This is a genomic window from Flavobacterium limnophilum (genome assembly GCF_027111315.2).
In the GTDB taxonomy this organism is placed as follows: Bacteria; Bacteroidota; Bacteroidia; order Flavobacteriales; family Flavobacteriaceae; genus Flavobacterium; species Flavobacterium limnophilum.
Window position 1 is genome coordinate 2,382,999 of record NZ_CP114289.2, and the last position, 26,913, is coordinate 2,409,911.

The window sequence follows — 26,913 nt, forward strand, 5'->3', positions numbered from 1 at the left end:
ACCAAAATTTAGTTTTTGAGTGCTTTTAAAAATATTTTGGGTTGCTCTCGGAAACAGCTTTAAATTAATTTGAACACTTTAAGTAAATTATCCGTGAATAGTTCGTCCCTTAGCCGCTACAGTCCGTTTTTGCTCTTCCAAGCCGTGTATTCAGTTCCAATTAATCCTGAGGGCCAAGAGCCGTACCAAGAATACCCCGCTCTTCTTTCAATTTCAATTTCGGCCAATGTGGCTTTCTTAATTCCATCTCTTCCACAGAAAAAAGGAAGACCGGTAGTCAAATCATAAAACCTGGCCCAAATAGTCGTTCCGGGGGTTGAATAAACCACGACGTCATAGCCGTTAGGTCCTGTTGCATCAGGAACTTGTTTGGTTGAAATGTTTAATATTTTTGCACTGTTAAACCAATCCACGGCGTCTTTTATGGCTTGTTTTACCTCCGCTGATGGGTTTTCAACCAACATTAAAGTTCTTGCAATTCCTACAGATTCCGAGCCGCTTATAGAAGGTAGTTCATAAGCTCTTGCAGTTGCAGGTAATAAGCTTATCTCGTCGTGCTGTGCGCACCAGGCCGTTTTTTTACCATTAACCGTAATCTGTGTTTTCAATATAATATCAATTCCTTTATTGAAAGAAGCGACAGCTTTGTCTTTGTAGGATGGTTTGACCAATTCCAAATTGTTTTTGCCTTTTGAAATATCCCACATCACGTTCATTACTCTAACAATGGCATCGTCATTGTAGGTAATTTGATGTCTGTACCCGCTTTTGTCTGGATAATATTGTGGCCAACCACCATTGGCATATTGAGCCAAAAACAAATAATCAATTGCTTTTTCTGCTGCTATCAAATAATTAGGATTGTTGGTTGATTTGTAATCAGCGAGTAAATCTCTAAGTTCCTGGGTTACGTGACTGTTGTCGATAGAAGCGTCGAGGTTGTTTTTAGTGCTTGCTGCCGCGGCTTTTTCCGCATCGGTTTGCTCCCGATTGTATTGAGAAAAATCAGAAACTGTTTTTGACCAACCGCCATTACTTCTTTGCCATATCAACATGCTTTCGGATCTCACTTTAGTAGCATATACTGCTGTTACTCCAGAAATTGTAAGCTGTAGTTGGCCTACTTTGCCGCTGCCGTCATTGGCGGTAGCCGTAACGATAACCGTGCCATTCAATTTTGGTGTCAAGAGCCCATCACTAGAAATGGTTGCTATTGATGAAGAAACTGCCCAAGTAACTGTTTTATTCCCTGCATCAGCGGGTAATACTGCTAATGTAAGCTGTTGTGGTTTTCCGTCAATAATATTGATTCCAGTTAAGGCTATACTCGAAACAAATACAGAAGGTGATTTGCCTGAAATAGAAATCAATCTTTGTCCCTTAATCCCCGATCCGTCTTTTGCCGTGGCAGTTACGGTTACGCTGCCATTAGAAACAGGTGTCAAAAGCCCCGATTCTGAAATTACGGCTATCGATGCGTCTGAAACGCTCCAAGTAACTTCTTTGTTTCCGGCGGTGCTGGGAAGAACATTAGCAGACAATTGTTTTTGGGCTCCATCGGTAATGTTGCTGGCATTGATTGTGATAGATTTCACACTATTGTCAATGAGTTCTTTATCGGAACTGCAGGCCGATAGAAAAAGGAAACTGGTAAAAACTACTATTAATCTTAGATGTTTCATAATAAATTTGGTTGTTAATAATTATTTATTTTTTAAAATCTGAAATACAAGGATTTTATTCCTTAATCAATTTGATAGTTGATGTTCCTTTTTCGGATTTTACCGTAATAATATATACGCCTGCCGCTGCCGCTATTTCTCCTACCTCAACTTGATTTTCACCTTTCCCCGACCCCAACTCTTGTCCTAGAACGTTGTGAATTGTGTAAGTGAATTTACCTTCAGCCTTAATCGTGAAGGTTTGTGATGTTGGATTTGGATAAAGAATGGCATTTGCTGAACGTCCTTCGTTTGAAAATGCGCTAGCAGATAAGTTTACATTTGTGGTAACAATATTTGGTTGTGTTTGAGCTGCCATCTCCACTCCCAGATAAAAACTTGGATGAGGCGGCTGATTGTAAGCTGAGTTTTGCCAAGCAATTGCCACTCGATATTGGGTATCGTGCATTAAAGTGTATAGCTTGTTGGTGGTGGGGATGTTGGTGGTGTAAATTCGAACGGCTGTATTGTCGTCTTTACGCCAAATGACTTCTTCACGCCAGTCTCCAAAAAGGTCTGCACTCAAACATGGCGTTGCCTTTGTGGTATTGTTTGAAGAATATCCGGTTGCGGTTAGCATATTAACAGTTTTCCCATTAATATAATCCCATTTGTCTATTTTGTTTGAATCCAATAATTCTCTATTCAAATCAGCATCCCACCAAATTGAAAAATTCTGAGTAGGTTTATTATTGCTGATAAGGTTTCCTTTACAGTCCATTAAATAGTTTGTTGTAGTAGTAACGCCAGAAGCATTTTTTACTCCTGCGCTACCAAAACATTCATATCCTTTGTAGCGTGGGTCAATATCTGCTGCATTGCAACGACCTACATCTGTATTTGCTGGTAAGCCCCATATTGTTGCCCCTGTTTTCGCATCTCTAAAAACCAGGCCGTTGGTTTTATAATTGCCCGGCTCCTCCAGGCATTGCCATACTTCTTGTCCAGGACGATCTGGATCCATATCGGTCATGTGCAAGGCATCACCATGCCCTAAACCGTTTGCATATAATTTTGCGCCATCGTCATCAACAGCGCTGGAACCACTGCAGACTTCGTCTTTGCCATCGCCATCAACGTCTCCCACCGTCATTTGATGATTGCCTTGTCCAGCAGCAGCAGAATTTCCAGCAGTATTACTGTCAAAAATCCATCTTTGAGAAAGAGTGTTGTTTCGCCAGTCCCAAGCCACGCGAACCAGTCTTGTGTAATAGCCACGACCCATAACTAAACTTGGCTTTTCACCGTCGAGATAAGCTACAGCGGCAATAAAGCGTTCCGAACGACCACCATAACTGTCACCCCAAGAAGATACTGTTCCACGCACAGGCAAATAATTAGTCGAAGCCATTGCTTTTCCAGTTAATCCATTAAAAACAGTTAAAAATTCAGGACCTGATATTACAGCTCCGTAAGTACTTGTTGAAGTTTTACTACCACTTGTATTTCTGTAATCTGCTAATGCATCACCAATAACTACCCCAGTTCCGTCTATAGTTCCGTCTGCAGTTCTGCAAGCCATTTCAGCTTTACCGTCCGAATCCAGATCGTACACCATAAATTGGGTGTAATGGGCGCCAGCACGGATGTTTTTACCCAAGTCGATTCTCCATAGACGTGTTCCGTCCAACCGGTAGCAATCAATATAAACATTGCCCGTAAAGCCTGGTAGAGAATTGTCTTTAGAGTTGGATGGATCCCATTTCACAAAGATTTCATATTGTCCGTCACCATCCACATCTCCCACGCTGCAATCATTTACGCTATAGGTGTAAGCTCCGCTTACGTTGGTTCCTCCAGGAGGTACTTGCATAGCAATATCCAAATATGAATTAGCCCATACAGAGGCAGTTTCCGAGGCGGGTTCTTCAACGCCATTAATGATGGCACGAACAGTATAAACTCCGTTGGTAGTGATACTGTGGGTGAAATTGGTGCTTGTTGCAAAAGGACTTCCTGTTACTTTTACTCCGTCACAATATAAATTATAACTTACATCGGTGGGTTCGGTTCCCAACATTCGCCATCCAAGGTAAACTTGATTGCTGTTTAAGCGTATGGCAACCAAACCCCGATTGAGCTTTTCGACAGTTCGCTGGGCGTGTGTTTGATCTGACAATCCGAAAAACAACAAAAGTATAATGGCTATTTTTTTTAATGAATTGGTTTTGTTTTTTTTTTGTAATTTAAGTTCTGAATACATAATTGTGGGTTTATTGGTCAACAGGCTGTTTTATGTTTTTCATGCCCTATAGATTAACATATTTAGTTTTTTTGAATGAATAACATAAAATAAATTATTCTGTCAAAGTGAAAGTATATGAACTACCTTCCTTTGTATCAACATCATACTCAAATACTTTTGGAACATTAACCCCATTAAAAGCAGCCTGTGCAGAGATTACAGGCTTTTCCACAGGTTGGGATTTAAAGAAATGATTAGGATTCTCCCCTTTTGCTTTCAAGATTGAATTCCCTCCTAATTTAGCATAGCTTCTCATTCTAAGATTTCCTCCCAAATTTGATTTTATTGTCACGGACTTTATCTTCCCATTCTTCCATTCCATATTTTCTATTTCAAAACCACCCCTAGCTCTTAAACCAGATATTGATCCATTTGACCAAGCATCCGGTAATGCTGGCAATAAAAATACAGCTCCGTCATGGCTTTGCAACAACATTTCGGCTATACCTGCAGTACATCCAAAATTTCCATCAATTTGAAATGGCGGATGAGCATCAAACATATTGGTGTAAGTACCTCCATCTGGATCCTTTATGGTAGCGTTTGCAGGTTTCAAATTAAGTTGATTTTTAATCAATTGATAAGCATGATTACCATCTAGATAACGCGCCCATAAACAAACTTTCCAACCCATCGACCAACCACGACTTGCATCTCCTTTTCCAACAAGTGTATTCCTGGAAGCTTCAAAAAGTTCAGGAGTTTTGAATGGAGAAATTTCTCTTCCCGGAAAAACTCCCCATAGATGCGAAAGATGACGATGGGCATCATTTTTTTTATCCCAATCTTCAAGCCATTCTTGTAACTGGGTAAACTTCCCTATGTGCATTGGAGGTAATTTAGAACGAATATCTTTTAACTCTATCGAAAATTTATCATCGATTTCTAAAATCTTAGCCGCATCAATGGTGTTGGACAATAAATCAAAAATCATTTGATTATCCATTGTTACTCCAGAAAAAACATTGCATCTTTCTTTACCGATAGTTCCGTCAGCATTTACAACTTCATAAGATTGCAAACCTGGAGTATGTTCAGGAGAAATTGAGGGTGAGGCTACAAGATAACCGGTTTTTTTATCCTTAACTAAAAAGTCCTGATAAAATTCACAAGCACTTTTCAAAATTGGATATACTTCATTTAAGTATTTCTTGTCTCCGGAAAAAAGAAACTTTTCCCATAAATGCGCAGCAAACCACGCATTACAAGTTGGCCATATCCCGGCGGTTTTATCTACAGCGCCAGTCATACGCCACAAATCCGTATTGTGATGAAGTGTCCAGCCCCTGCTTCCATACATCTCAGAAGCAGACTGCTTTCCGGTAACGCTTACATCTTTAATTAACTGAATGAATGGATCATGACATTCACTCAAGTTAGTCACTTCAGCTGGCCAATAGTTCATTTCCACATTTATATTGGTTGTGTATTTACTGTCCCAAGCAGGATATTGACCTGCGCTTGGGTTCCAAATTCCCTGCAGATTAGCAGGCTGGGTTCCCGGTTGCGACGAGGATATCAATAAATAGCGTCCAAACTGGAAGTACATTGCCGTTAATGCAGGGTCATCTTTTTTGGAAAATTCTGCAATTCGTTGGTCTGTTGGTTTTAATACTTGATCGGACTGTCCCAGATTAAATTGAACTCTATTGAATTGTTTTTGGTAGAAAGCAATATGATCAGCTTTGGCCGTTTCGTATTTTTTTGAAAATTTAGACAAATAATCTTTTGCCTCTTTTTCAGCATCACCAGAAATATCCTTGTAATTCTTGAAATTTGTTGCCACAGAAATGTAAATCGTTACCTCATCAGCATTTTTAATAGAAATACTTTTTGAGTCAGTTAATCGAGTACCTCCTACGGATTCAACTTTAACCTGCGCATTAAAATGCAATAGATTCGGAATATTTTCTTCTTTATCTTTTGTACATTTTCCGTTAACCACAAGTAATTTATCTTGACCAACAGGAACTTCTGTAGTGACTTTAACCATTTGGGTTTTTAATGGTCCGACAAAAGATGTGTTCAAACTAATTTTCCTTTTTTGATTTGATGTCAAACGAACAATAATTAATTGGTCCGGATAAGAAGTAAACACTTCGCGTTGGTATTCCACTCCATCAACTTTATATTTGGTTTTTGCGATGGCCGTTTTCAAGTCCAATTCCCTGTAGTAATCTGTAAAATTCTCATGTCCGGGAACACTTAAAATAAGATTTCCAATTGACTGGTAAACCTGACCATGAGAGGTTGTTTTCCTGTCTGCAATAATACCTGTAAGAGCCAGTTTTTGGGCATCTATATAATTCTCGTCTTCAATGTATTTTTGAATTTTTTTTAAACTATTTTTTGTATTCGGATTAGTGTTTTGATAAGGGCTTCCAGACCAAAAAGTATCTTCATTAATTTGGATTGTGTCACACTGGGGCACACCATAAACCATTGCTCCTAATCTACCATTACCTATTGGTAAAGCATCTGTCCAAGCCTTTGATGGTTTATTGTACCAAAGAGTTAAATCCTTTTGTGCAAATGTGTCCAAAAATGCTAAAAAACATATTAATACCAACACTCGTTTTTTCATGATTATTTTTATAAAATTTATTAATTAAAAGGTTGCCAATTCTCCTGTTCCTTAAGAACATTTTCCAATGAATGAGCTTACTTCTTCTTGAAGTAAGCTCATATATTCCTGTCCAATTAGCATTTTTGACATACCAATATCAACAAAATTTATTTTAAAGTTTTAAAAATTTAACCGTTTTTTTATCCAACCCATTTTGATAGATTAAAATATACGCACCAGCACTCAAATCTGAAATATCGATGGCAGACTGCAATGATTCCGAAGCTGGAGATACCTGTTTAAGAATTCGACCATCATAACCGCTGATGCTCAAGCTTGCTCCTTTTAAGGAAATGGGATAATTAACCGTTATTTTTCCATTGATGGATGGGTTTGGAAATATGGTAAGTGTTTTTTTGTCGGAATTAAATGAAAGTAAATCCAGAGTAATGGAATTTCCGCTCATAACACTGAAAGCGCCAAAGCTAGTGATTCCAGATACACTTGCAGTATACGGACTGACTTCTGTCCCGCTTCCTCCTAAAACCGCAGCATTACTTGTCCATGCATTGGCTCCCGTTTTGCTTATCAAAGAGAATGAGGCATCCGAAGCATTAAATGTGCCATTGTCCGCACTAAGCCATTGTGTTTTCACCATAAGATTGGCTCCAATTGTTTCCGCATTGACAGTCCACTGCTTATTTATTGCCTTGTCAACAGGAACATCCAGCATATTTTTAACCGAAACAGAAAAATTTCCTGCTACTCCTGAATTATTCAAAATTATTGGATTTGCAATGATTGAACCGACTGAACCAACTGGAAATTTCACATCAGTAGCTCCAACTGCTCTTTTTAAAACACCACTACCATTGGTAATAAAAAATTTATTTCCCGTATCAAAAGTTGTAGCTCTTGTCGCATCCACGATTCCACCATCACCAATATTTAAATACACTTTTCCAATCTCGGGAGCATTGGCTGTTGTACTTATAGCCCTAAGACCTCCTCCTAGTATTAAAGTTCCATTTACGGTCAAGCTTACTGTTGGATCTGAAGATCCAGTAGCTTCATAAGGTATAAATGAACTTGTACTGGTGCTTGCGCTCATATCTAAAGTACCATTAACAACATAAGTATATTTACCATATTTTGGATAATTAGTGGATGTGGCTGTAGATCCTGAACTATGCAAGGCTTTGGCGACAACTGTTTTTCCTGCATTGATGATAAAAGTAATATTATTGACATTTTGATTGCTTGAATTACCGTACAGCGCATTTATATTGTTGGTAACATTCATATTCTGGTCAATAGTCAAGGTAGCATTCTGTAATTCAGCTAGTGTATTTAAACTGCTAACCAAATAGGTTCCGGTACCTGATATCGTTGCTGAAGCTGTTGTTGCCGTATTGGAATAAGTAAGACTGATTCTATCTGTTGTATTGGTTCCTATGCTTCCGTTGTTAACAATATCGGAAAGAAAACGCAAACTGGAATTTGCCGTAGCGTTCAATACGGCACTTGCTTCAACAACTAATGCGTTTACGCTAGAAAGAGCAGTAATAGTAACGGTATGACCGCTTTTGATGGTAACATTTGAATTGGAATGTGAAGTCCCAAATGGCACGTTTTCCCAAGTGCTGTTTGAAGCATTATACTTTTCCCAAATAGAAGCAGGCAAAGTCGGATAATTAGCATTTGTTGCAACTGCAACCGTCGGATTTCCAGTATAACCAGTACCTCCATTGGTTACGGTAATAGATGTTACTTTTCCTCCAGACACAACAGCTGTGGCAGTAGCTCCTGCACCAGCCCCCCCGGTAATAACTATACTTGGCGGATTGGCATCATCAAAACCTGATGGACTACCTGTAACAGTTATGCCTGTTATCACATTGCTAGCCTTGACAACAGAGTAAGTAATATTGTTAGCCCAAATACCGGAACCTTTTGATCGATAATCACCATTTAAAGGAATAGCAGGATCTACTGTTACCACATCACTTTTATTGATCTCTGAACCTTTTGATGCTTCAACATAATAATGATAGGCACTTCCAACTGGAGGTAATGCATCGGTAAACTGGTTTGCTATCGTTACATCGTTATTTATTATAAAACTTTTTAAGGGAGTATAAGAAGCCTTGTTGTCTGTACTTCTGTAAAGAGTATAAGTAACTCCGCTTACTGGCCAAGCCAAGTTGAATAGAAATGCGGCTTGAGATGTCGTTCTTTTAGCTCTAAAGTTGGTCAGGGCAATCACGGGAGTGAAGTTGTTTCCAGCAGGAAGATCTGACCAAACTGCATAGGGATTCCAGCTTCCAAAAAGATTTGAATTCACATAGTAAGGAGCAGCTTCTGCATCTGATAGTTGTTTTGACCACGAAAGTCTTTTACTTACGTCTACTGGAGAACCATCAAATCCCACGCTCTTGTATTCCGCATAAGTTATAAGACTCGTATTTGTTCCGGCATCCCAAACCGACCATCCAGTAGGAGCAACAGAGGTACTCATCTTGGTATTTAAGAAAACAGTCTTGTTGCCTGCCCTATTTGGTTCTAAAGTGCCGGAATCATTCTGCCAAGGACGACCAAGACTATAAACAGTCACTCCATTGTTGGCCGGTATAATACAATCCCTGAATATCTGGCCATAAGCTTGAGACTGGGGTGTATTGGCTGCCGTAACAATTCCTCCACTTCCCCCATCTACCCTGTCTCTTCCATAAATTACACAATAGTCAAAAACTGCAATAGCCGATCCATAAATAAAATCGGTATTGCCATCAATATAACAATTTTTATAATATACAAGTTTCCCATTTCCAGGATGATAAACTGTATCTTGTCCGCTGATGAACCTGCAATTATAAAACACGGCCCTGTCTCCAACAGTTTTTATCGCCAAAGACTGGGGCCCGTCTGATAAATAACCTTGAGAATTCTCAAGAGTAAGCCCCATCAGCATACAATCGTTCGCATTGATGGTAAAAGTTGTTGTTCCTCCCAAGCCATCTCCATAGCTAAGAATGGTGTTTGCAGGGCTTTCGCCAATTAATTCAATAAAAGGTTTTGTCGAAGGTATGCTAAGCTGTCCAATATATTTTCCAGCTTTAACATAAATCTTATAAGGAGTTATCCGTGCTGTAGGTGCTGCATCAATGGCAGCCTGAACGCTGGTAAAATCACCGCTCCCGTCTTTTGCAACAATTTTATCATATTGGGCAAAAATTGACAGATTTAGCATCATAAAAAAGAGGATATATAGTCCTTTTTTATAGCTTGGTTTTTTTAATAATTTTTTCATAATTTTTAGTTTGTTTTTTGGTTTGTTTTTTTGTTAAATAGGCATTGATAATGTGTTCATTTTTATAAATTTTATTAATTATCTAGTTGAATGGCTGCCAATTATCTTGCCCCTTAAGAACATTTTTCGCTGTATAAAATTTTGTTTCTTCTGAAGTTAGCTCACGTATTCCTACCCAATTGGCACGTTTGGATATATCAGATCCAGTTCCAGTATTTTTATATTCAAACAAATGCAAATCTTTACTTGTAGAAGCATAGTTCATATTCCAAATGGTAGGCCAGCCTACTGGATTAATTTCTTTTCCCATTTCACACTTAATCCATGCCACTTTTGGAAAATTATGCCACGGACGACCTAAATTGACCAACTGGCTATTATCATTTCCCTTTGGACTTTCATCAGAAAACGTTAGTTTGCATTTATAAAAAACAAAACCATAATCTTGTCCTTTTGGTGTACTAGGCGCCGTAATCCAACCACCGCCAAAACTTCGTATTTCACAAGTATCAAAATACCCAATGCCTCCTCCATAGATATAATCTGTTCTTCCTACAACAAGACAGTTTTTAAAGTAACTTCTGGTATTGTCCGTAGCCAGAAAAACAGTGTCTTGATACCCTAAAAAATTACAATTGACAAAAACATTTTTATCGGAAGTGACATAAATTGCCAAAGCTTGGCCTACTGGTCCCGCCGTATTTTGAAAAGTTATATTTTCTGCTTGAAACCCATCGCCTTGAATAGAAAGCGTAGCTGATGTACGTATAGCTTGTCCTGTCCATTTTGCAACATCTTCTGCTGGACATTTATTGTTTAGTCCTCCTTTGCAATCGTATATATGATAACTTATGATTGTTTTTTCCCTGCTTTCACCTTGAAAAGTGATATTCTTTTTATCATTTGGTATCAATAATTTCTCTGAATTATACAATCCATTTTTGATATAAATGACTGTTTGTTTTTCCTGGTTGGCCGCAACCGAATTAATGGCTTCTTGAATACTTGTATAGTCCCCGCTTCCATCAAGGGCTACAATTTTTTTTTCCCTTGGACCAGCATAAACGGATAATGAAATTAAAATTCCGATAATTGCCGTTAAAATAAATTTGGAGATAGTTTTCATGAATTTGATTTGATTTATATAAAGTGTATAATACTTATTCAAGCTATTTGGGGCGACAAATAGCTTGAATAACATCTTGATTGAAGCGCTTAATTTGATTTAAAATGATAAACGGTGTTGGCTTTAGTCTCAAAATCAAACAACTGCGCTTTAACCAATACAAGGGATTTCAATTCTGCCTTTTCATTGATAAGTGGCTCATTAATGACTTGACGTTTGTATAATGGATTTGGATTTTCCATAGTTTCAGGCACCTTGGTTAATGCAACATTACCGCGCAATTCGCTGGCCAATCTCAAACGACAGTTACCGCCTAGACTGGAATACACCGTTAACTCCAAAATCTTGCTGTTCTCCCATTTAAAGTCTAAAGTAAAACCTCCACGGGCACGCAATCCTTTTATTTCCCCTTTGGACCATTTTGTGGGCAGGGCGGGAAGCAAATAAATGGAACCGTCCTGACTTTGCACCAACATTTCCGCGATACCCGCAGTACATCCAAAATTACCGTCAATTTGAAAAGGAGGATGTGCATCAAACAAATTCGGGTAAGTTCCCCCTTTCTCTCCTTTTTTTTCTAATGGAGAAGGAGACAATTGATCTTCAATAAGTTTATAAGCTCTATCACCGTTAAGCAATCGAGCCCAAAAATTAACTTTCCAGCCCATAGACCAGCCAGTTGATTTATCTCCACGATATTCGAGTGTGTGCTGTGCTGCTTGAAACAACTCCGGATGAACAAAAGGAGAAATCTGGTTACTTGGATAAAGACCGTACAAATGAGAAATATGACGATGTGTGTCTTCTTTACGATCCCAGTCCTCAAGCCATTCCTGCAATTGAGTATGTTTTCCAACTTGCATTGGAGCCAATCGATGTTTCATGACATTTAATGTATCAGCAAAAGCTTTATCAACCTTTAGAATAGAAGAAGCTTCAATAAGATTGGAAAAAACATCAAATACCAACTGGTTATCCATAGTTGTCCCTGACGTCATTGAAGTCCCTTTTGGATGAGTATTCTCCGGTGACATTGAAGGTGCCACCACTAACCATTTGTATTTAGGATGCTCCTGCAGCACATCTGAATAATATAAAGCCGCTCCTTTTAGTATTGGATATACTTTAGATAAAAATTCCTTGTCGCCACTGTATAAATAATGTTGCCACAAATGTTGGCTTAACCAAGCTCCTCCCATGGGCCACATACCATAGAAAGCTCCATCCACGGGTCCGGTAATTCGCCATATATCCGTGTTGTGATGCATCATCCAGCCACGTGCTCCATACATTTCTGTAGCGGATTGCTTCCCTGTTTCCGATAAATCCTTTATCATGGCAAATAATGGTTCGTGCATCTCGGCCAAATTGGTAACTTCTGCAGGCCAATAATTCATCTCCGTATTGATGTTTACAGTATATTTACTATCCCAGGGTGGAGAATTTAAACCATTCCAAATGCCTTGCAAATTTGCAGGTTGCGTTCCGGGACGGGATGAAGAAATAAGTAAATAACGCCCAAATTGAAAATACAATGACACTAATTGGGGATCATCCACTTTGGCAAATTCCACAATTCTTTGATTGGTTGGTTTGTTCACTGAATTGGTTACCCCTAGATCCAGTGAAACTCTATTGAAATATTTTTGATAATCTGCAACATGTTCCCTTTTAATCAAATTATAGCTTTTGTTTTTAGCTTTTGACAGATACCCCTCAGCTATTTCTTTTGCATTTCCACTTAAATCCTTGTAGTTTTTGAAATTTGTTGCAATTGAAATTAAAATGATGGCCGAATCCGCATTTGAAACCTGTAATGATGCATCTGTTTTAACTAATTTTCCGCCATCAATAACCGGAAAAAATCTGGCGTTAAACTCAATTTTACCCTCTTTGTTATCTACTGATTCACCTTTCCCGCTTAAAACAAGTTGATTGTCCTCTACCTGAAGTTGGTGGGTAGTGTGCGGGCTGCTTGCTTTCAAATCAAAGCTTATTTTTCCTTTTTTGGATGCCGTTAATCGAACTACAATTACTTGATCAATGGCACTGGCAAAATACTCGCGCTTATATCTTGTTCCGTCCTTCTCAAATGTTACGGAACTAATCGCATTTTGCAAATCAAGTTCCCTATAATAATTATCCACATTTTTTAAAGCCGGGAAATTAATCCATAGATCTCCAACAGTTTGAAAAGGCATCCCATAATTGTTGCCAGCTGGTGCCTGACGTGGAACTTTGGACATAGCCAACAATTCTGCTTCCTTATATTTTTCTTCAAAAATTAATTTTCTTACTTGGGGCAAAATTTCGCTAAAGCCTTTTGGAATGTTGTTTCCAGGCTCACCTGCCCAAACGGTTTCCTCGTTCAATTGCAAATGTTCTAATTCAGGCGAACCAAAAACCATGGCTCCTAGCCTACCATTACCTATAGGCAAAGCTTCCTCCCATCGTTCAGCTGGATTAGTATACCATAATTTTTGTAAATTATTTTTTTTGATTTTAGGAACAGTAAAAGAAGCGGTTAAACACGCCAACAATAACAAAAAAATAATCTTACGTAACATCTGTTTTATATTTTGAACTATTAGGTTACAAAACTAACGGCATTTACAAACAACTGTATGGGCATTTCACATTTTATAGGGGGGCATTTCACACAACAATGTATTAAATTGAAATTTTAAAGACCATTTAACTAAAAAGAAGTCTCACAATTAATTATAAAAAAAAAACACCAAACAAAACACAAATAACTATTAAACAAACAATTAACTGATTTGTATTAAAAAAAAGAACCTAATTTAGTCTATTCACAAATGAAAAGTACTTTTAAGAAACACTAAAACCCATAAATTTAAAAGTCCGGGCGAATGACCGCCATTCGACCATTTATCCAAAAATAATTTATCTTTGAATTATATCCTGGAAAAATATATTGGAATGACCAGCTTGTTCTAAATTATCATTAATACCTTTTCAATGAAATTATTTGTAAAACAGTATTTGTTGTTTTTTATGGTGCTTTTGCCCTTGACGGGAACAAGAGCGCAGCAAAATTACTCTTATGAACATTATTTGGTAGAAAATGGTCTTCCGCACAACATTGTTATCCAAATCATCCAGGACAAAAAAGGTTTTATATGGTTGGCAAGCTATAACGGCATCAGCAAGTACGATGGGTATTCTTTCAAGAACTACAAGCCAACGACCTTCGACAAGGTGTTCATGAAAAACAAGCGGATCAACCAAATTGTCGAAGACGCAAATGGCCGCATTTGGATCAAAAACAACTCCGACAAGTCCAATGCCTATTGTTTTAATCCCGAAACCGAAACGTTTTGGAGCACAGATTTAATGGTAACCCCTGCTGCCAAAGGATTTCATTTAAGCAAAATAAAGGTGAACAAATCGGGATATGTTTGGTTGTTGTCCAAAGAGGAAGGCTGTATTCTCGTTTCCGATTTATCGTTTTCAACCAAAGTGTACAGCAAAAAACAAAAAAACCTGAATGCTTCCGAAGTGCATTTCGTATTTGAAGACAAGAAACAAAATTCATGGCTGTTGACAAACAACGGCATCAGCTTGGTAAAAAAAAACAAGCTCGACAAAACAACCCAGTATTTCTCGAACCAAAAGAAATCGTTTTACACTGGAGTGGAATTGGATGACGAAATTTGGTTTGGCGGTTCAAACGGAATAATTGCCAAATATTCAAAAGTAAACCATGCGTTCAAAACCCAAAAACTGGAATTGAACGCCAACATAACCAGCTTGGAAAAGCTGAACGAGGAAACCATTCTGGCCATAACCGACCAACTGGGCTTTTGTACCATTAATATTTATACCGGCAACATCCAGATATACAATTCAAGATCCATTCCGCAATTAAAAACGGCCAATCTTCTTCCGATTACCGTTACCAAAAACAATCAATTCTGGTTTGTAAACGCTAATGAAAAAGGCATCTATCTTTTTGATTTTTTGGCACAAAAACTGTTCTATTTCAATACCAATCAGCAAAACACGGAAAAAAACACCACACTGACAAGGGCGCAGGTGGTTACCAATAAAAAAGGCGAAATTTGGGTCCAACCCAATGGCGGCAATTTTTCAAAATACGATCCCATCAAGCATCAACTGACTCCTTTCACGCCTCCTCCTCTTTCCCGTTTTGGCAATTTTACCAATAATTTCAGCTCTTCCTTTTTCGATAGACAGGGAAACCTGTGGTTCAGTTACCAAACGTCGGGACTTATCAAAGTGGTGTTTAGCGACAACAATTTCAAGACCTTGCAAATCAACTCCAATCCCTTGCAATCCACGGTAAAAGGGGTTCGATGCATACGCCAAACAAAGGATGGGAACATTTGGGTGAGTACCAAACAAAAGCAAATTGTTGTTTTGGACAAGAATTTGAATAAAATCGGATGCCTTTCGCCATCGGGACAATGGAGCGATAACGCCATTTGGAACAAAGCAGCCTACAGCATCATCGAAGATGCCCAATCCAACGTGTGGATTGGTACCCGAGGTGACGGATTATACAAACTAATTCCCCAAAACAAGTCGTTGGCCTATAAAGTCATCCATTTCAAAAACGTCCCGGCAAATCCTTACAGCCTGACCAACGATGATATTTATTCCGTTTATCAAGACAAAAAAAATCAAATTTGGATTGGCACTTTGGACGGGGTAAATCTTGTAACTTCAAATGCATCTGGAACCACACGATTCATAAGCTACAGGAACGAATGGAAAAACTATCCCATTGAGAATTTCAACAAAATCCGCTGTATCAAACAATCCCGTGAAGGCTTGATGTACGTGGGCACGACAAATGGCTTGCTTACCTTCGACCCCGGCAATGTGACCAAGAGTCCTTCGAGAATAAAAAGTTACGAAAGCACCACAAATATGCACCAAGGCCTTACCAGCAACGACATCATCGATCTTTGCATCACCAGCAAAAAAGAAATATTCATTGCCACGGCAGATGGAGGTATCAACAAAGTGGTCAAAAAAGATGCCTTGGGTTTTCCGCTTTCGTTTAAGAATTACGGTCAACAAAATGGATTGCCGTCAGAAAACATCCTTTCCCTGCTGGAAGACGTGGACGGCAATATATGGGTGACTTCAGACAACAACCTGGCCCGTTTTAATCCCGCCAAGGAATTCTTCGAAGTATATCCGGAAATAAAATGGATCACGAATGGACTCAATTTTTCGGAAGCCACCCGATTCAGTTTGAACAGCAATGAATTGCTTTTTGGTTATGCCGACGGCCTTTTGCATTTCTACCCCGACCAAATCAAGACCAACAACTCGGCACCCTATTTGGCTTTCACCAATTTCAAGCTTCTCAATCAGAAAAGTTCGGAAAATAATGACCCCAACATCAGTCCTTCCATTGACAACAGCAACAATTTAATTTTAAAGCACAACCAAAATTTCTTTTCCATCGAATTTGCTGCATTGGATTATAAAAATCCTTCAAACGTCAAATACGCCTACAAACTGGAAGGATTTGAAAAAAACTGGAATTATATCCAAAACCAGAGAACGGCAATCTACACCAACGTTCCCAAAGGCGACTATACCTTCAAGGTAAAATCGACAAACAGCCAGGGAATTTGGGTCTTAAACGAAAGAAGGCTTCCCATAACAGTCAAACCGTCCATTTGGAACACCACCTTTTTCCACATCTTATACGCCATAACAATTGCGGCCATCCTCCTGCTCATCAATTATACCTTGAACACGATTTACCGATTGAAAACCAACGTAAAATTGGAAAAGCAAATGTCAGATATGAAACAAAAGTTTTTTGTTGACATATCCCACGAAATACGCACACCTCTTACCTTGATTACTGCCCCAATAGAATATCTTATTAATGACAACAGGACACCGGAACCCGTAAAAAAACAACTTTCCTATATTGCCCAAAGTTCCAATAGATTGCTGCGATTGGTCAATCAAGTCTTGGATTATCGCAAGTTCCAGGACGTGAACATCAAAGTTTCCGAAATAAATATCGCGGAATTTGTCAGAGATATTTACAACGACTTTCTGGAAATAGCCAAAGAACAAGGCATCCAATTTACTTTTGATGAAGAAGTTGGCAATACCAAAATATGGGCCGACCGAAATGGATTGGAAAAGATATTAATGAACCTATTTTCAAATGCTTTTAAATATACTCCAAAAGGAAAGGCTATTGCCGTAAGCATCACTAAAAACGAAAAACAAATAGGAATCCATATTAGCGATGAAGGAATAGGGATTTCAAAAGAGAAACTCAACAAGATTTTTACAAGATTTGTTTCCTTTAATGATAAAAGAAGTAATCCAAGTACGGGCATTGGGCTATCATTGGTCAAAGAACTGGTTGAAAAACACAAGGCCAAATTGGATTTGACTAGCGAACCCGGCAAAGGCAGCACTTTTTCGGTTTATTTCAACCTTGGAAAAGAACATTTTTCCGATGAAGTAGATTTCGAATTAGAGGAAAAAGAACAAGATTCCGAAGAAAACAGAGAACCAACCCAAAAAATGCTTTCCAAAAAAGAAAAAGGTCAAATTAAAATCTTGGTGGTCGAAGACGATGCCAAATTACGAGCCTTTATAAAAAACATTCTCGAAGACGAATACCAAATCTTGGAAGCTGACAATGGAGAAATTGGCTATCAATTGACGGTGGAAGAAAATCCCGATTTCATCGTAAGCGACATTATGATGCCCAAAATGAACGGGGTCGACCTTTTGAAAAAAATTAGGAAAAATGTTGAGACAAGTCATGTTCCTGTTATTTTACTCACGGCAAAAACCAATATTGAAAGTAAGCTTGAAGGCTTGACTTATGGCGCTGATGATTATATAACTAAACCTTTTAGTGTTTCTTATTTTAAAGCCAGAATAGAAAATCTACTTAATCAGAGAAAACGACTACAGGATATTTTTGGTTCTATTGACAATAATCAGATTGACGATTTTAATCCTAAACCACATTTAATCACGGATCAGGATGAGGAAATAATGAAAAAAGTAATGGAAATTATTGAACAAAATATTGATAACAACAAATTTTCAGCTGAAAGCCTGGGCCCTTTGATTGGACTCAATCGAACTACTTTCTTCTACAAAATTAAAAGTCTCACTGGCTATTCACCAGTTGAATTTATAAGAGACATAAGACTAAAACGAGCCGCACAATTAATAATTGGCAGTCAACTGTTAATAAAAGAGATTGCTTATATGAGTGGTTTTTCAGATATGAAATATTTCAGCAAATCTTTCAAAAACAAATATGAGGTAACTCCATTGGAATATCGCAAACAAAATAAACAGTAATAGAATATAATTCCCGGCAGAAAGCAAAATAATATTATAAGTGTAAGGTGTAAATGATTTTTAACAAATAGATATGGATTTAAGATTAAAAGACAAAGTTGTAGTCGTGTCAGGTTCCGCTGGCAAAGAAGGAAGCATTGGGGAAACCATCATCAAGCGATTGGCGGATGAAGGTGCCATACCAACACTTGTGGACAGAAACAGCAGAGGGTTTGGCTATGTGGAAGAACTCCAAAAGAAAGGAATCGACGCATTGTTTGTCCAAACGGACGTAACCAATCCAGAGGCAATGGAAAATGCTGTAAAAAAGATTGTTGAAAAATATGGAAGAATCGATGCAGTCATCAACAATGTCGGCGTAAATGACGGCGCGGGTTTGGAATCAAGCTATGAAGAATTTATGAATTCTTTGAAACTGAATGTGGTCAGCTATTTTTTATTGACCAAATATGCGCTTCCATATCTAAAAGAATCAAAAGGAAATATCCTGAACATAGGCTCCAAAGTGGCTTTGACAGGACAAGGAGGAACTTCGGGTTACGCAGCCGCAAAAGGCGGAGTTCTGGGGTTGACCAGAGAATGGGCAGTCGATTTGATTCAATTTGGGATTCGCTCCAATGCCATTATAATTGCAGAAAGTTATACTCCGGCATACGAAGATTGGATTAAAACATTGGCGGATGGCGAAACAGTTTTGAAAAAAATCAATAAAAGCATTCCGTTTGAGGGTAGAATGACCCAAACGAAAGAAATTGCAGATACGGCTCTTTTTATTATTTCAGATTGTTCTTCGCACACTACAGGACAATTTGTTTTTGTTGATGGAGGATACGTTCACTTAGATCGAGCTTTAATCAATGATTTAAATTAGAAAAAAATGTGGCAACCGAATTAATGTTTATAGCATTTGGAATTGATTTGAGCATAATTAAACATGTTTAAAAAACAAAAGATTGTTATATTTAGAAGATATAATTAACACCTTGACACTATTCATAACAATCGCTCCAAATTCTCTTTAAAATAGTTCAAGTACTATTTCAAAGATAAATTTGAGTTCTACTCTACTCCCATTCACTTTTAAATTTCATAATTTATCATTAAATTTTATTTTATTTCTCTTAATTATTTCAAATTAAAATTTTGAATTTGACATTGAAATCATTGTTAAAACTATAGTCTGAATGTAATAGCACAGCAACATAAAATACTAAATATCAAATAAATAAACTTAAAAGTTAAAACCATCTAAAAAAGTTAAAATTGGAATTAGGTGTTCAATTAAAGTACCATCCACTCCACGAATACCAAATGACGCCATTGAAAGACAATTGGCGTCATTTTTTTATATCAATGCTTTTTAATTCTATCTAAAAAAGTTAAAATTGGAAATAAGGTATTCGATAAAATTACCATTCACTCCACTAAAAAATGGATAGTTCGAACTCACATTTTTTCGAAAACAGACATTAATTTCCTCTTTTCTACAATCGGTAATAAATAGAAATTAAAAGACAAAGTATTCCTTTTAAAGACATCTTTTATTCCTAACATTGGTAATACATACTTTTACGTAAAAATTAAAGAACAAATTACTATGAAGCCATTTACTTTTGACCAAATACCTATTATGATGAACAAACTTCATGATAAATTAGATCATTTGGAAAAACTTATTGTACAAATCTCTATTACAAAAGAAGATAAGGAAGATATTCTAAATATTGAAGAAGCCTCTAAGCTTTTGAATCTATCTGTATCAACTATCTATAGTAAAGTAAGTAAGAGAGAAATTCCAGTTAATAAACAAGGTAAACGTATTTATTTCTATAGACATGAGTTAATTCAATGGATTAAGTCAGGTCGGATAAAGACTTATTTAGAAATCGAAAATGAAATTGTTAAAAGGTCAAAAATCTAGGTAGTATCCTATAAAGTGTGTAAGTAAAAAAAGTATTAGGGTTTGTGCAAACCCTAATACTTTTTTTACTTAATTTTAATATTTTACACATTTTATGAAAAAGGAAGATTTATTATCCGATGAATTTTTGAAGCAATTCAAAACAGGCGAAGACCTTTATGGCTTCTTAGCCCAACTACAAAAGCGAGGAATAGAGAAAATGCTCGAAGGCGAATTAGACGCCCATTTAGGCTATGATAAGCACGAGAAAACTACAAAATCCAATGCTCGTAATGGTTTTTCTAACAAGAAAATAAAAACCTCATTTGGCGAATCTCAGATTCAAGTTCCCAGAGATCGAGAAGCCTCATTTAACCCTTTAATTGTGCCCAAAAGGCAAAATATGCTCGATGGTTTAGAGAACGTAATAATCTCTCTCTATGCCAAAGGAATGAGCAATAGCGACATCGAAGAACAAATAAGAGAAGTTTATAATTTTGAGGTTTCCACTAGTACTATTTCTAGGATAACCGACACGGTTTCGAGTGATATTATTGCTTGGCAAAACCGACCTTTAGAGGCTGTTTATCTGATAGTCTGGATGGACGGAATTGTTTTTAAAGTTAGAGAAAACTCAAAAATAGTCAATAAAACCATCTATTTAGCCGTTGGACTTAATAGAGAAGGTAAAAAAGAAGTCCTTGGAATGTGGCTAGGAAAGAATGAAAGTGCTAGTTTCTGGCTTGGCGTTTTAACAGATTTAAAAGCTAGAGGAGTTGAAGATATACTAATTACTGCTACTGACAATCTAAATGGTTTTACGCAAACTATCAAAAATGTATTCCCAGAATCACAAACCCAAATCTGTGTAGTACATCAAATTAGAAACTCAGCTCGTTATGTGGTTTGGAAAGATAAAAAGGAATTTTCGGCAGATATGAAGCTTATTTACAATGCTCCAACTAAAGAAGCTGCTAAAGCATCTCTGGGAGATTTTTCTAAAAAATGGAATAATAAATATCCTTATGCGATTAAATCCTGGGAAGAAAATTGGGAGGAACTTACCGTATTCTTTGACTTTCCAGTAGAAATCAGAAAGATAATTTACACCACAAATTTAATCGAAAACCTCAATGGTAAAATCAGAAAATACACTAAAAACAAATTATCATTCCCAACGGATGAAGCTGTTTTAAAATCTGTATATTTGGCTTTGAGAGAGGCAACCAAAAAATGGTCGATGCCAATCCAAAACTGGGGATTAATCCTCAACCAGTTCTTAACTATATTTGAAAAAAGGGTTCAACTTTAATTAAAAAATCAAACCCCTATATTTTTAAACTTACACACTTTTTGGGATAGTGTCAAAATCTAGAGTTAATATTAGATTTTTGACCTTTTTAGTTTATACTTTCATCATTAACCATCAAAATAATATAGCAATACTTCATATAGTTTTTATATATCTGTAAATAAAAAATCAAAGTTTATAACTACTTTTGTATCAAACAACTCCCTTGAGTTATGTTGTCTTAATAAGGATACTTTGTTTTATTTTGCGATAGTTTGCTTTAAATTGTACCATTATTGTACCACTAAAGTTTGAAACCCTTTCTAAGTAAGGAAAGTTATTTTCTGCATCGGAAAATAAGCATTGCCGACAACATCCCCCTTAGGCTCCGAGCTTTTGTTTCATTTGTTTATCGTTACAAAAGCTTGGATTCCGCATCCTCCTATTTGACCTCCTAATCGTCACTGAATTCCTTAAGGGTGATTCGGCGGTGTTTTGTCTATCCCTTTTTGTTTGAACATTGGAGTCCCCGTGATTGCTGATTTTAATCTGGGCGAAGCACTTCCTTTTTTATCTGCAGTCTCCATTTGTGTATCTATTTGGGCAACGAACCCTGACCAGTCTTGTTTGAAAGAAGGATTTGGATCGCTCCTCCCTAGTCGCTCCCCATGGCTATTTCCGTCTTTTTAACAAGGTATACTGCTATTAAATCAGTCTATTAGTTACTATACAGTTACCATACAGTTACTATATAATTACTATATACTTATTATATACTTATTATATACTTATTATATACTTATTATATACTTATTATATACTTATTATATACTTATTATATACTTATTATATACTTATTATATACTTATTATATACTTATTATATACTTATTATATATAGTATTAAAATAGTATCTTTGCCCCCATCATTCACTAATTTGAAAAGAAATGGCCAAGATTAAAAGCATCATCAAGTTGAAAGGCACCATTGGAGGTATTAATTTTTATCAGCTCAATGGCGAGACCATTGGCCGCAAGGCAGGTGGCGGTTTTAATGGTGACGCCATCAAGACGAAGGACAGCATGGTGCGTGTTCGGGAAAATGGTTCCGAGTTTAAGGGGTGCATGCAGAGCGTGCAGTTTTTCAAGAAGGGATTGCAGCCTTTTTTGTGCCGCTTTAAAGATGGTACTTTGCACCAACGGTTGGTAAGTTTGTTTACGAAGCTTAAAAATTTGGATCTTGTTTCGGCTCGTGGATCGCGAACTGTTTTTGGCGGATTGCAAAGCACGGCTGGACAGGATTTGCTGAAAAGTTATTTGTTGACTTCCGGCTCCCGACTGGATGGTGTTTTGCACCAAAAAGTGCTTTTTGATTGGGGCACTGGATTTAGCATTCCTGATTTTGAAGGCAAACGGGTTAGTTTTCCTGCCGGTGCCACTCATCTTTCATTGCAAGTGGGGTATTTGACTCTTGATTTCGAGAATCAGGCTTCTACTTTTGGTTGCAGCGACACGGTTTATCTTAGTCCAACCGATGTTGGCACGGTTGTTCTCCCCGCTCCTGCTCTCGCTGATGCCGAGGGAGTACCAATTGGGGTGGTTTTTGCACAATTTGTACAGGAAATGAATGGGGCGTTTTATCCGTTGAAAAATGAGAATAGCGTGGTGTTGGAGGTTGTGAGTTGTAGGTTGTAGGTTGTGGGTTTTCGGTTATGAGTTATCGGTTGGGGGCGATGGTTTTCCTGATTCGAGGGTAATTTTGGTTGGGTATCCCTTAGCTCAATGTCATTAAGTCAAGAATAAATACACTATAATTTTTTCATTTCGACGACGTGAAATCATGTAACGAGGAGCAACTTATAGGAGCAACAAATGGGAGCAACTTATGTGAGCAACTTATAGGAGCAACTTATAGGAGCAACTTATGTGAGCAACTTATGTGAGCAACTTATGTGAGCAACTTATAGGAGCAACAAATGTGAGCAACTTATGTGAGCAACTTATGTGATTTCTCCCGCTGGTCGAAATGACAAAAGGGCTTAATTTAATGACTTTGCCTTAAAAGGGGGAACCGAGTCCTAGATAAATGAAGAAAGAACAGCTCTTAACTTTTAGGGGCTTAAAGGGTTTTGGGGCAATCCTTATCTCTTTGGCAAATGTTTCCTTTGTACACAAAGTATATGCCTGCATTAAGCGGGAGGATAAAACACTGCTGGTGGCCTTGCTGCAAAATATTGAAAGCCCTTTATCGTTGCAATAATCGCTCGCCGTTTGACTTGTATCTACACGTTTTACATCCTATTTCATAAAAAAAATGCTCTTTTACGGTTTCCCGTACTAAAACATGGGCGAATTTCATTACCCTTGTTATTTGAAAGAATTTTATTTCTAAATACAAAGAACTTTTAGCTTAAAAACCAACATTTTTTCTATCTTTAACCCAAATAAAATTCGCACTAATTTTATGCTCAACCAAAATCCCGAACAAATCGCCAGAGACCATATCGACAAACAGTTGATCGCGAGCGGGTGGATTATTCAGGACAAGAAAAAATTCAATCTTGCAGCGGGATTGGGAATTGCCATCAGGGAATACCAAACCGATATTGGCCCTGCGGATTATGTACTGTTCGTTGACAAGAAAGCCGTTGGCATTATTGAAGCCAAACGCGAAGAGGAAGGCATTCATTTGACTTCGGTGGAAGAACAATCGGCGCGCTATGCCAATGCCAAACTGCGATTGTTGAACAACGATCCTTTGCCTTTTGTTTATGAAAGCACGGGCGAAATCACTCGTTTCACCAATTACAAAGACCCGAAACCCCGTTCCCGAAATGTTTTCAGTTTTCATCGACCGGAAACTTTCCTGCAATGGATGAAGGAAGACAAAACGTTACGTGCCCGTTTGCACGATATCCCTACCCTGCCCATTGAAGGTTTGCGGGATTGTCAAATTACCGCCATTACCCATCTGGAAAAATCATTCAAAGACCAGCGACCTAAAGCCTTGATTCAAATGGCAACGGGTGCAGGAAAAACCTTTACGGCGATTTCCTTTATTTATCGTTTGTTGAAATATTCGAAAGCCAAACGCATTTTGTTTTTGGTGGATACCAAAAACTTGGGCGAACAAGCCGAAGGTGAATTTCGTTCCTATACTGCCAGTGAAGACAATCGCTTGTTTACGGAATTGTACGGGGTGACTCGTTTGAGCAGTTCCTTCATTCCCAACGACAGTCAAGTATATATCAGTACCATTCAACGAATGTATTCCATCTTGAAGGAAACGGAACTGGATGAAAGTGCCGAAGAGGAAAACCCGAACGAACAATTTTTTGAACCCAAAACGGCAGTTCCTGTGGGCTACAACGAAAAAGTGCCCATAGAGTTCTTTGACTTTGTGGTCATTGACGAATGCCATCGCAGCATTTACAATTTATGGAAACAGGTGTTGGATTATTTCGATGTTTTTCAAATTGGACTGACGGCAACACCCGACAACAGAACCTTTGGTTATTTCAACCAAAATCTGGTTTGCGATTATGGTTATGAAAAAGCCGTGATCGATGGTGTTTTGGTTCCCTATAACGTGTTCACGGTGGAAACCCAAATTACCAAAGAAGGCAGTACGATAAAAATTGGAGAAAAGGTAGACAAGCGAGAACGACTCACCCGAAAGAAATTTTGGGAAGCCCTAGATGAAGATGAAGTGTATAGCGGCAAACAATTGGACAAAGACATTGTGAACCCCAGCACCATTCGCACCATAATCCGAGCGGTAAAAGAAAATTTGCCGGCGATGTTTCCCGACCGATTCCTCACCCCGACCCTCTCCAAAGGAGAGGGAGATGAAACCGAAATTGGGAATAGTGAAATTTTAGTTGATGCTTATGCCAATGGATTTGAAGTGCCCAAACTATTGATATTTGCCAAAACCGATTCCCATGCCGAAGACATTATCGAAATCGTGCGGGAGGAATTTGGCGAAGAAAACAAGTTTTGCAAAAAGATCACCTATAAAAGTCTGGAAGACCCGAAGTCAGTACTCCAACAGTTCCGAAATGACTATTATCCCCGTATTGCCGTAACGGTTGACATGATTGCCACTGGAACCGACATCCGACCGCTGGAAGTCTTGTTGTTTATGCGCGACGTGAAAAGCCGTTCCTATTACGAACAAATGAAAGGCCGTGGCACGCGAACTTGTTCCGTGGAAGAATTGAAAGCCAAGGGAACGCCTTCTGCCCGATTCAGCAAAGACCATTTCGTGATTATTGACGCCATTGGTGTCGAGAGTTCGCAGAAAACCGACAGCCGCCCTTTGGAAAAAGCACCCGGTGTTTCGTTGAAAGATATTCTAGCCAACGTTGCCATGGGGAATACTTCAGAAGACATGTTGACCACGCTGGCCAATCGCTTGATTCGTTTGGAACGCCAACTTTCCGAGAAAGACAAATTGAAGTTTGCCGAACAAGCCGATGGTTTTACGATTAACCATATCGTGAAACAGTTGTTGAACGCCTATGACCCAGATACCCTCACGAATAGTGAAACAGGAATCCGAAATGTTATGCGAGGCTTCGCTCCTATTGAAATTGAAAAAGCCATCGAGACTGAAAAACAAAAACTGATTGAAGCAGCGGTTGCAGTTTTCCACAATCCCGACTTGCGTGATTTTATCGTGGACATTCGCAAAAAATACGACCAGATTATTGACGTGGTCAATATAGACGCGATTACCAACATAGGTTGGGTAAAAGACCATGCTTCGGCAAGTTCCGCATTGATAGAAGACTTTAAAAGCTGGATTGAAAGCCACAAAGACGAAATCACGGCTTTGCAACTATTCTATGCGCAAGATTACCGCCACCGTACTTTTACCTACAAAATGATAAAAGAGCTAAGCGAAAAACTGAAAACCGAAAAACCCTTATTGGCACCCTTGACCGTTTGGCGTGCCTACGAACAACTGGAAAAAACCAACGGTTCGACCAAAAGCGAGCTGATTGCCCTGGTTTCCTTGATACGTCGCGTGAGCGGCATTGATACCATGCTCACGGCTTATGACAAAACAGTGGACAAAAATTTCCAAAACTGGATTTTCAAGAAAAATGCCGGACAACACAATGCCTTTACTGAAGACCAAATGCAATGGTTGCGAATGATGAAGGACTATGTCGCCAACAGTTTTCACATTGACCGAGATGATTTTGATTTAAGCCCTTTTAATGCCGAAGGCGGTTTGAGCAAAATGTGGCAGTTGTTTGGGGAAGAAACGGATGTGATTATTAATGAATTAAATGAGGTTTTAGCAGCTTAAAAGTTTAATAGAATTATACGCATAGGTTAAATCGATTAATAAATTTAACCTAACAATACAATTTAACAATTGTATTTAAAAA

The 26,913-nt window shown here is 38.1% G+C and carries 13 protein-coding genes; 7 read left to right on the top strand and 6 right to left on the bottom strand.

Annotated elements, in window-relative coordinates:
* Positions 1–116 precede the first annotated feature (116 nt).
* The 6 genes from pelA to OZP13_RS09760 all read right to left on the bottom strand — a co-directional run bounded on the left by pelA (position 117) and on the right by OZP13_RS09760 (position 13,535).
* A complete protein-coding gene (pelA, locus tag OZP13_RS09735) occupies positions 117–1,682 on the bottom strand; it encodes a pectate lyase (RefSeq protein ID WP_281297004.1) in 1,566 nt (521 codons plus the stop codon).
* Between the two features lie 55 nt (positions 1,683–1,737).
* Entirely contained in the window at positions 1,738–3,924 is a 2,187-nt protein-coding gene (locus OZP13_RS09740; RefSeq protein WP_281297005.1) for a rhamnogalacturonan lyase family protein, read from the bottom strand.
* Between the two features lie 94 nt (positions 3,925–4,018).
* Positions 4,019–6,550 (bottom strand): glycoside hydrolase family 95 protein, encoded by a 2,532-nt coding sequence (locus OZP13_RS09745; protein WP_281297006.1) that lies wholly within the window; start codon positions 6,548–6,550, stop codon positions 4,019–4,021.
* Between the two features lie 154 nt (positions 6,551–6,704).
* Positions 6,705–9,842, bottom strand: coding sequence for a pectinesterase family protein (locus OZP13_RS09750; protein ID WP_281297007.1), 3,138 nt, complete (start codon positions 9,840–9,842; stop codon positions 6,705–6,707).
* 82 nt (positions 9,843–9,924) lie between these two features.
* Positions 9,925–10,968: a pectinesterase family protein gene (locus OZP13_RS09755; protein ID WP_281297008.1), complete on the bottom strand. Its 1,044-nt coding sequence runs from the start codon at positions 10,966–10,968 to the stop codon at positions 9,925–9,927.
* Between the two features lie 89 nt (positions 10,969–11,057).
* Positions 11,058–13,535: a glycoside hydrolase family 95 protein gene (locus OZP13_RS09760; protein ID WP_281297009.1), complete on the bottom strand. Its 2,478-nt coding sequence runs from the start codon at positions 13,533–13,535 to the stop codon at positions 11,058–11,060.
* Positions 13,536–13,950: 415 nt separating this feature from the next.
* Here OZP13_RS09760 and OZP13_RS09765 point away from each other — a divergent pair, with 415 nt between their 5' ends.
* From OZP13_RS09765 to OZP13_RS09795, 7 genes are all read left to right on the top strand, one after another.
* On the top strand, positions 13,951–18,321 hold the full coding sequence (locus tag OZP13_RS09765; protein WP_281297010.1) for a hybrid sensor histidine kinase/response regulator transcription factor: 4,371 nt from the start codon (positions 13,951–13,953) through the stop codon (positions 18,319–18,321).
* A gap of 73 nt (positions 18,322–18,394) precedes the next feature.
* On the top strand, positions 18,395–19,192 hold the full coding sequence (locus tag OZP13_RS09770) for an SDR family oxidoreductase (protein ID WP_281297011.1): 798 nt from the start codon (positions 18,395–18,397) through the stop codon (positions 19,190–19,192).
* A gap of 726 nt (positions 19,193–19,918) precedes the next feature.
* Positions 19,919–20,242, top strand: coding sequence for a helix-turn-helix domain-containing protein (locus OZP13_RS09775; protein ID WP_281297012.1), 324 nt, complete (start codon positions 19,919–19,921; stop codon positions 20,240–20,242).
* 94 nt (positions 20,243–20,336) lie between these two features.
* Positions 20,337–21,533: an IS256 family transposase gene (locus OZP13_RS09780; RefSeq protein ID WP_269239997.1), complete on the top strand. Its 1,197-nt coding sequence runs from the start codon at positions 20,337–20,339 to the stop codon at positions 21,531–21,533.
* A 926-nt stretch (positions 21,534–22,459) separates the two neighbouring features.
* On the top strand, positions 22,460–23,206 hold the full coding sequence (locus OZP13_RS09785) for a hypothetical protein (RefSeq protein WP_281297013.1): 747 nt from the start codon (positions 22,460–22,462) through the stop codon (positions 23,204–23,206).
* 391 nt (positions 23,207–23,597) lie between these two features.
* Complete coding sequence (locus tag OZP13_RS09790) at positions 23,598–23,771, top strand: hypothetical protein (protein ID WP_269239999.1); 174 nt, start codon at positions 23,598–23,600, stop codon at positions 23,769–23,771.
* A 204-nt stretch (positions 23,772–23,975) separates the two neighbouring features.
* On the top strand, positions 23,976–26,831 hold the full coding sequence (locus OZP13_RS09795; protein WP_281297014.1) for a type I restriction endonuclease subunit R: 2,856 nt from the start codon (positions 23,976–23,978) through the stop codon (positions 26,829–26,831).
* The last annotated feature ends 82 nt before the right edge of the window (positions 26,832–26,913 follow it).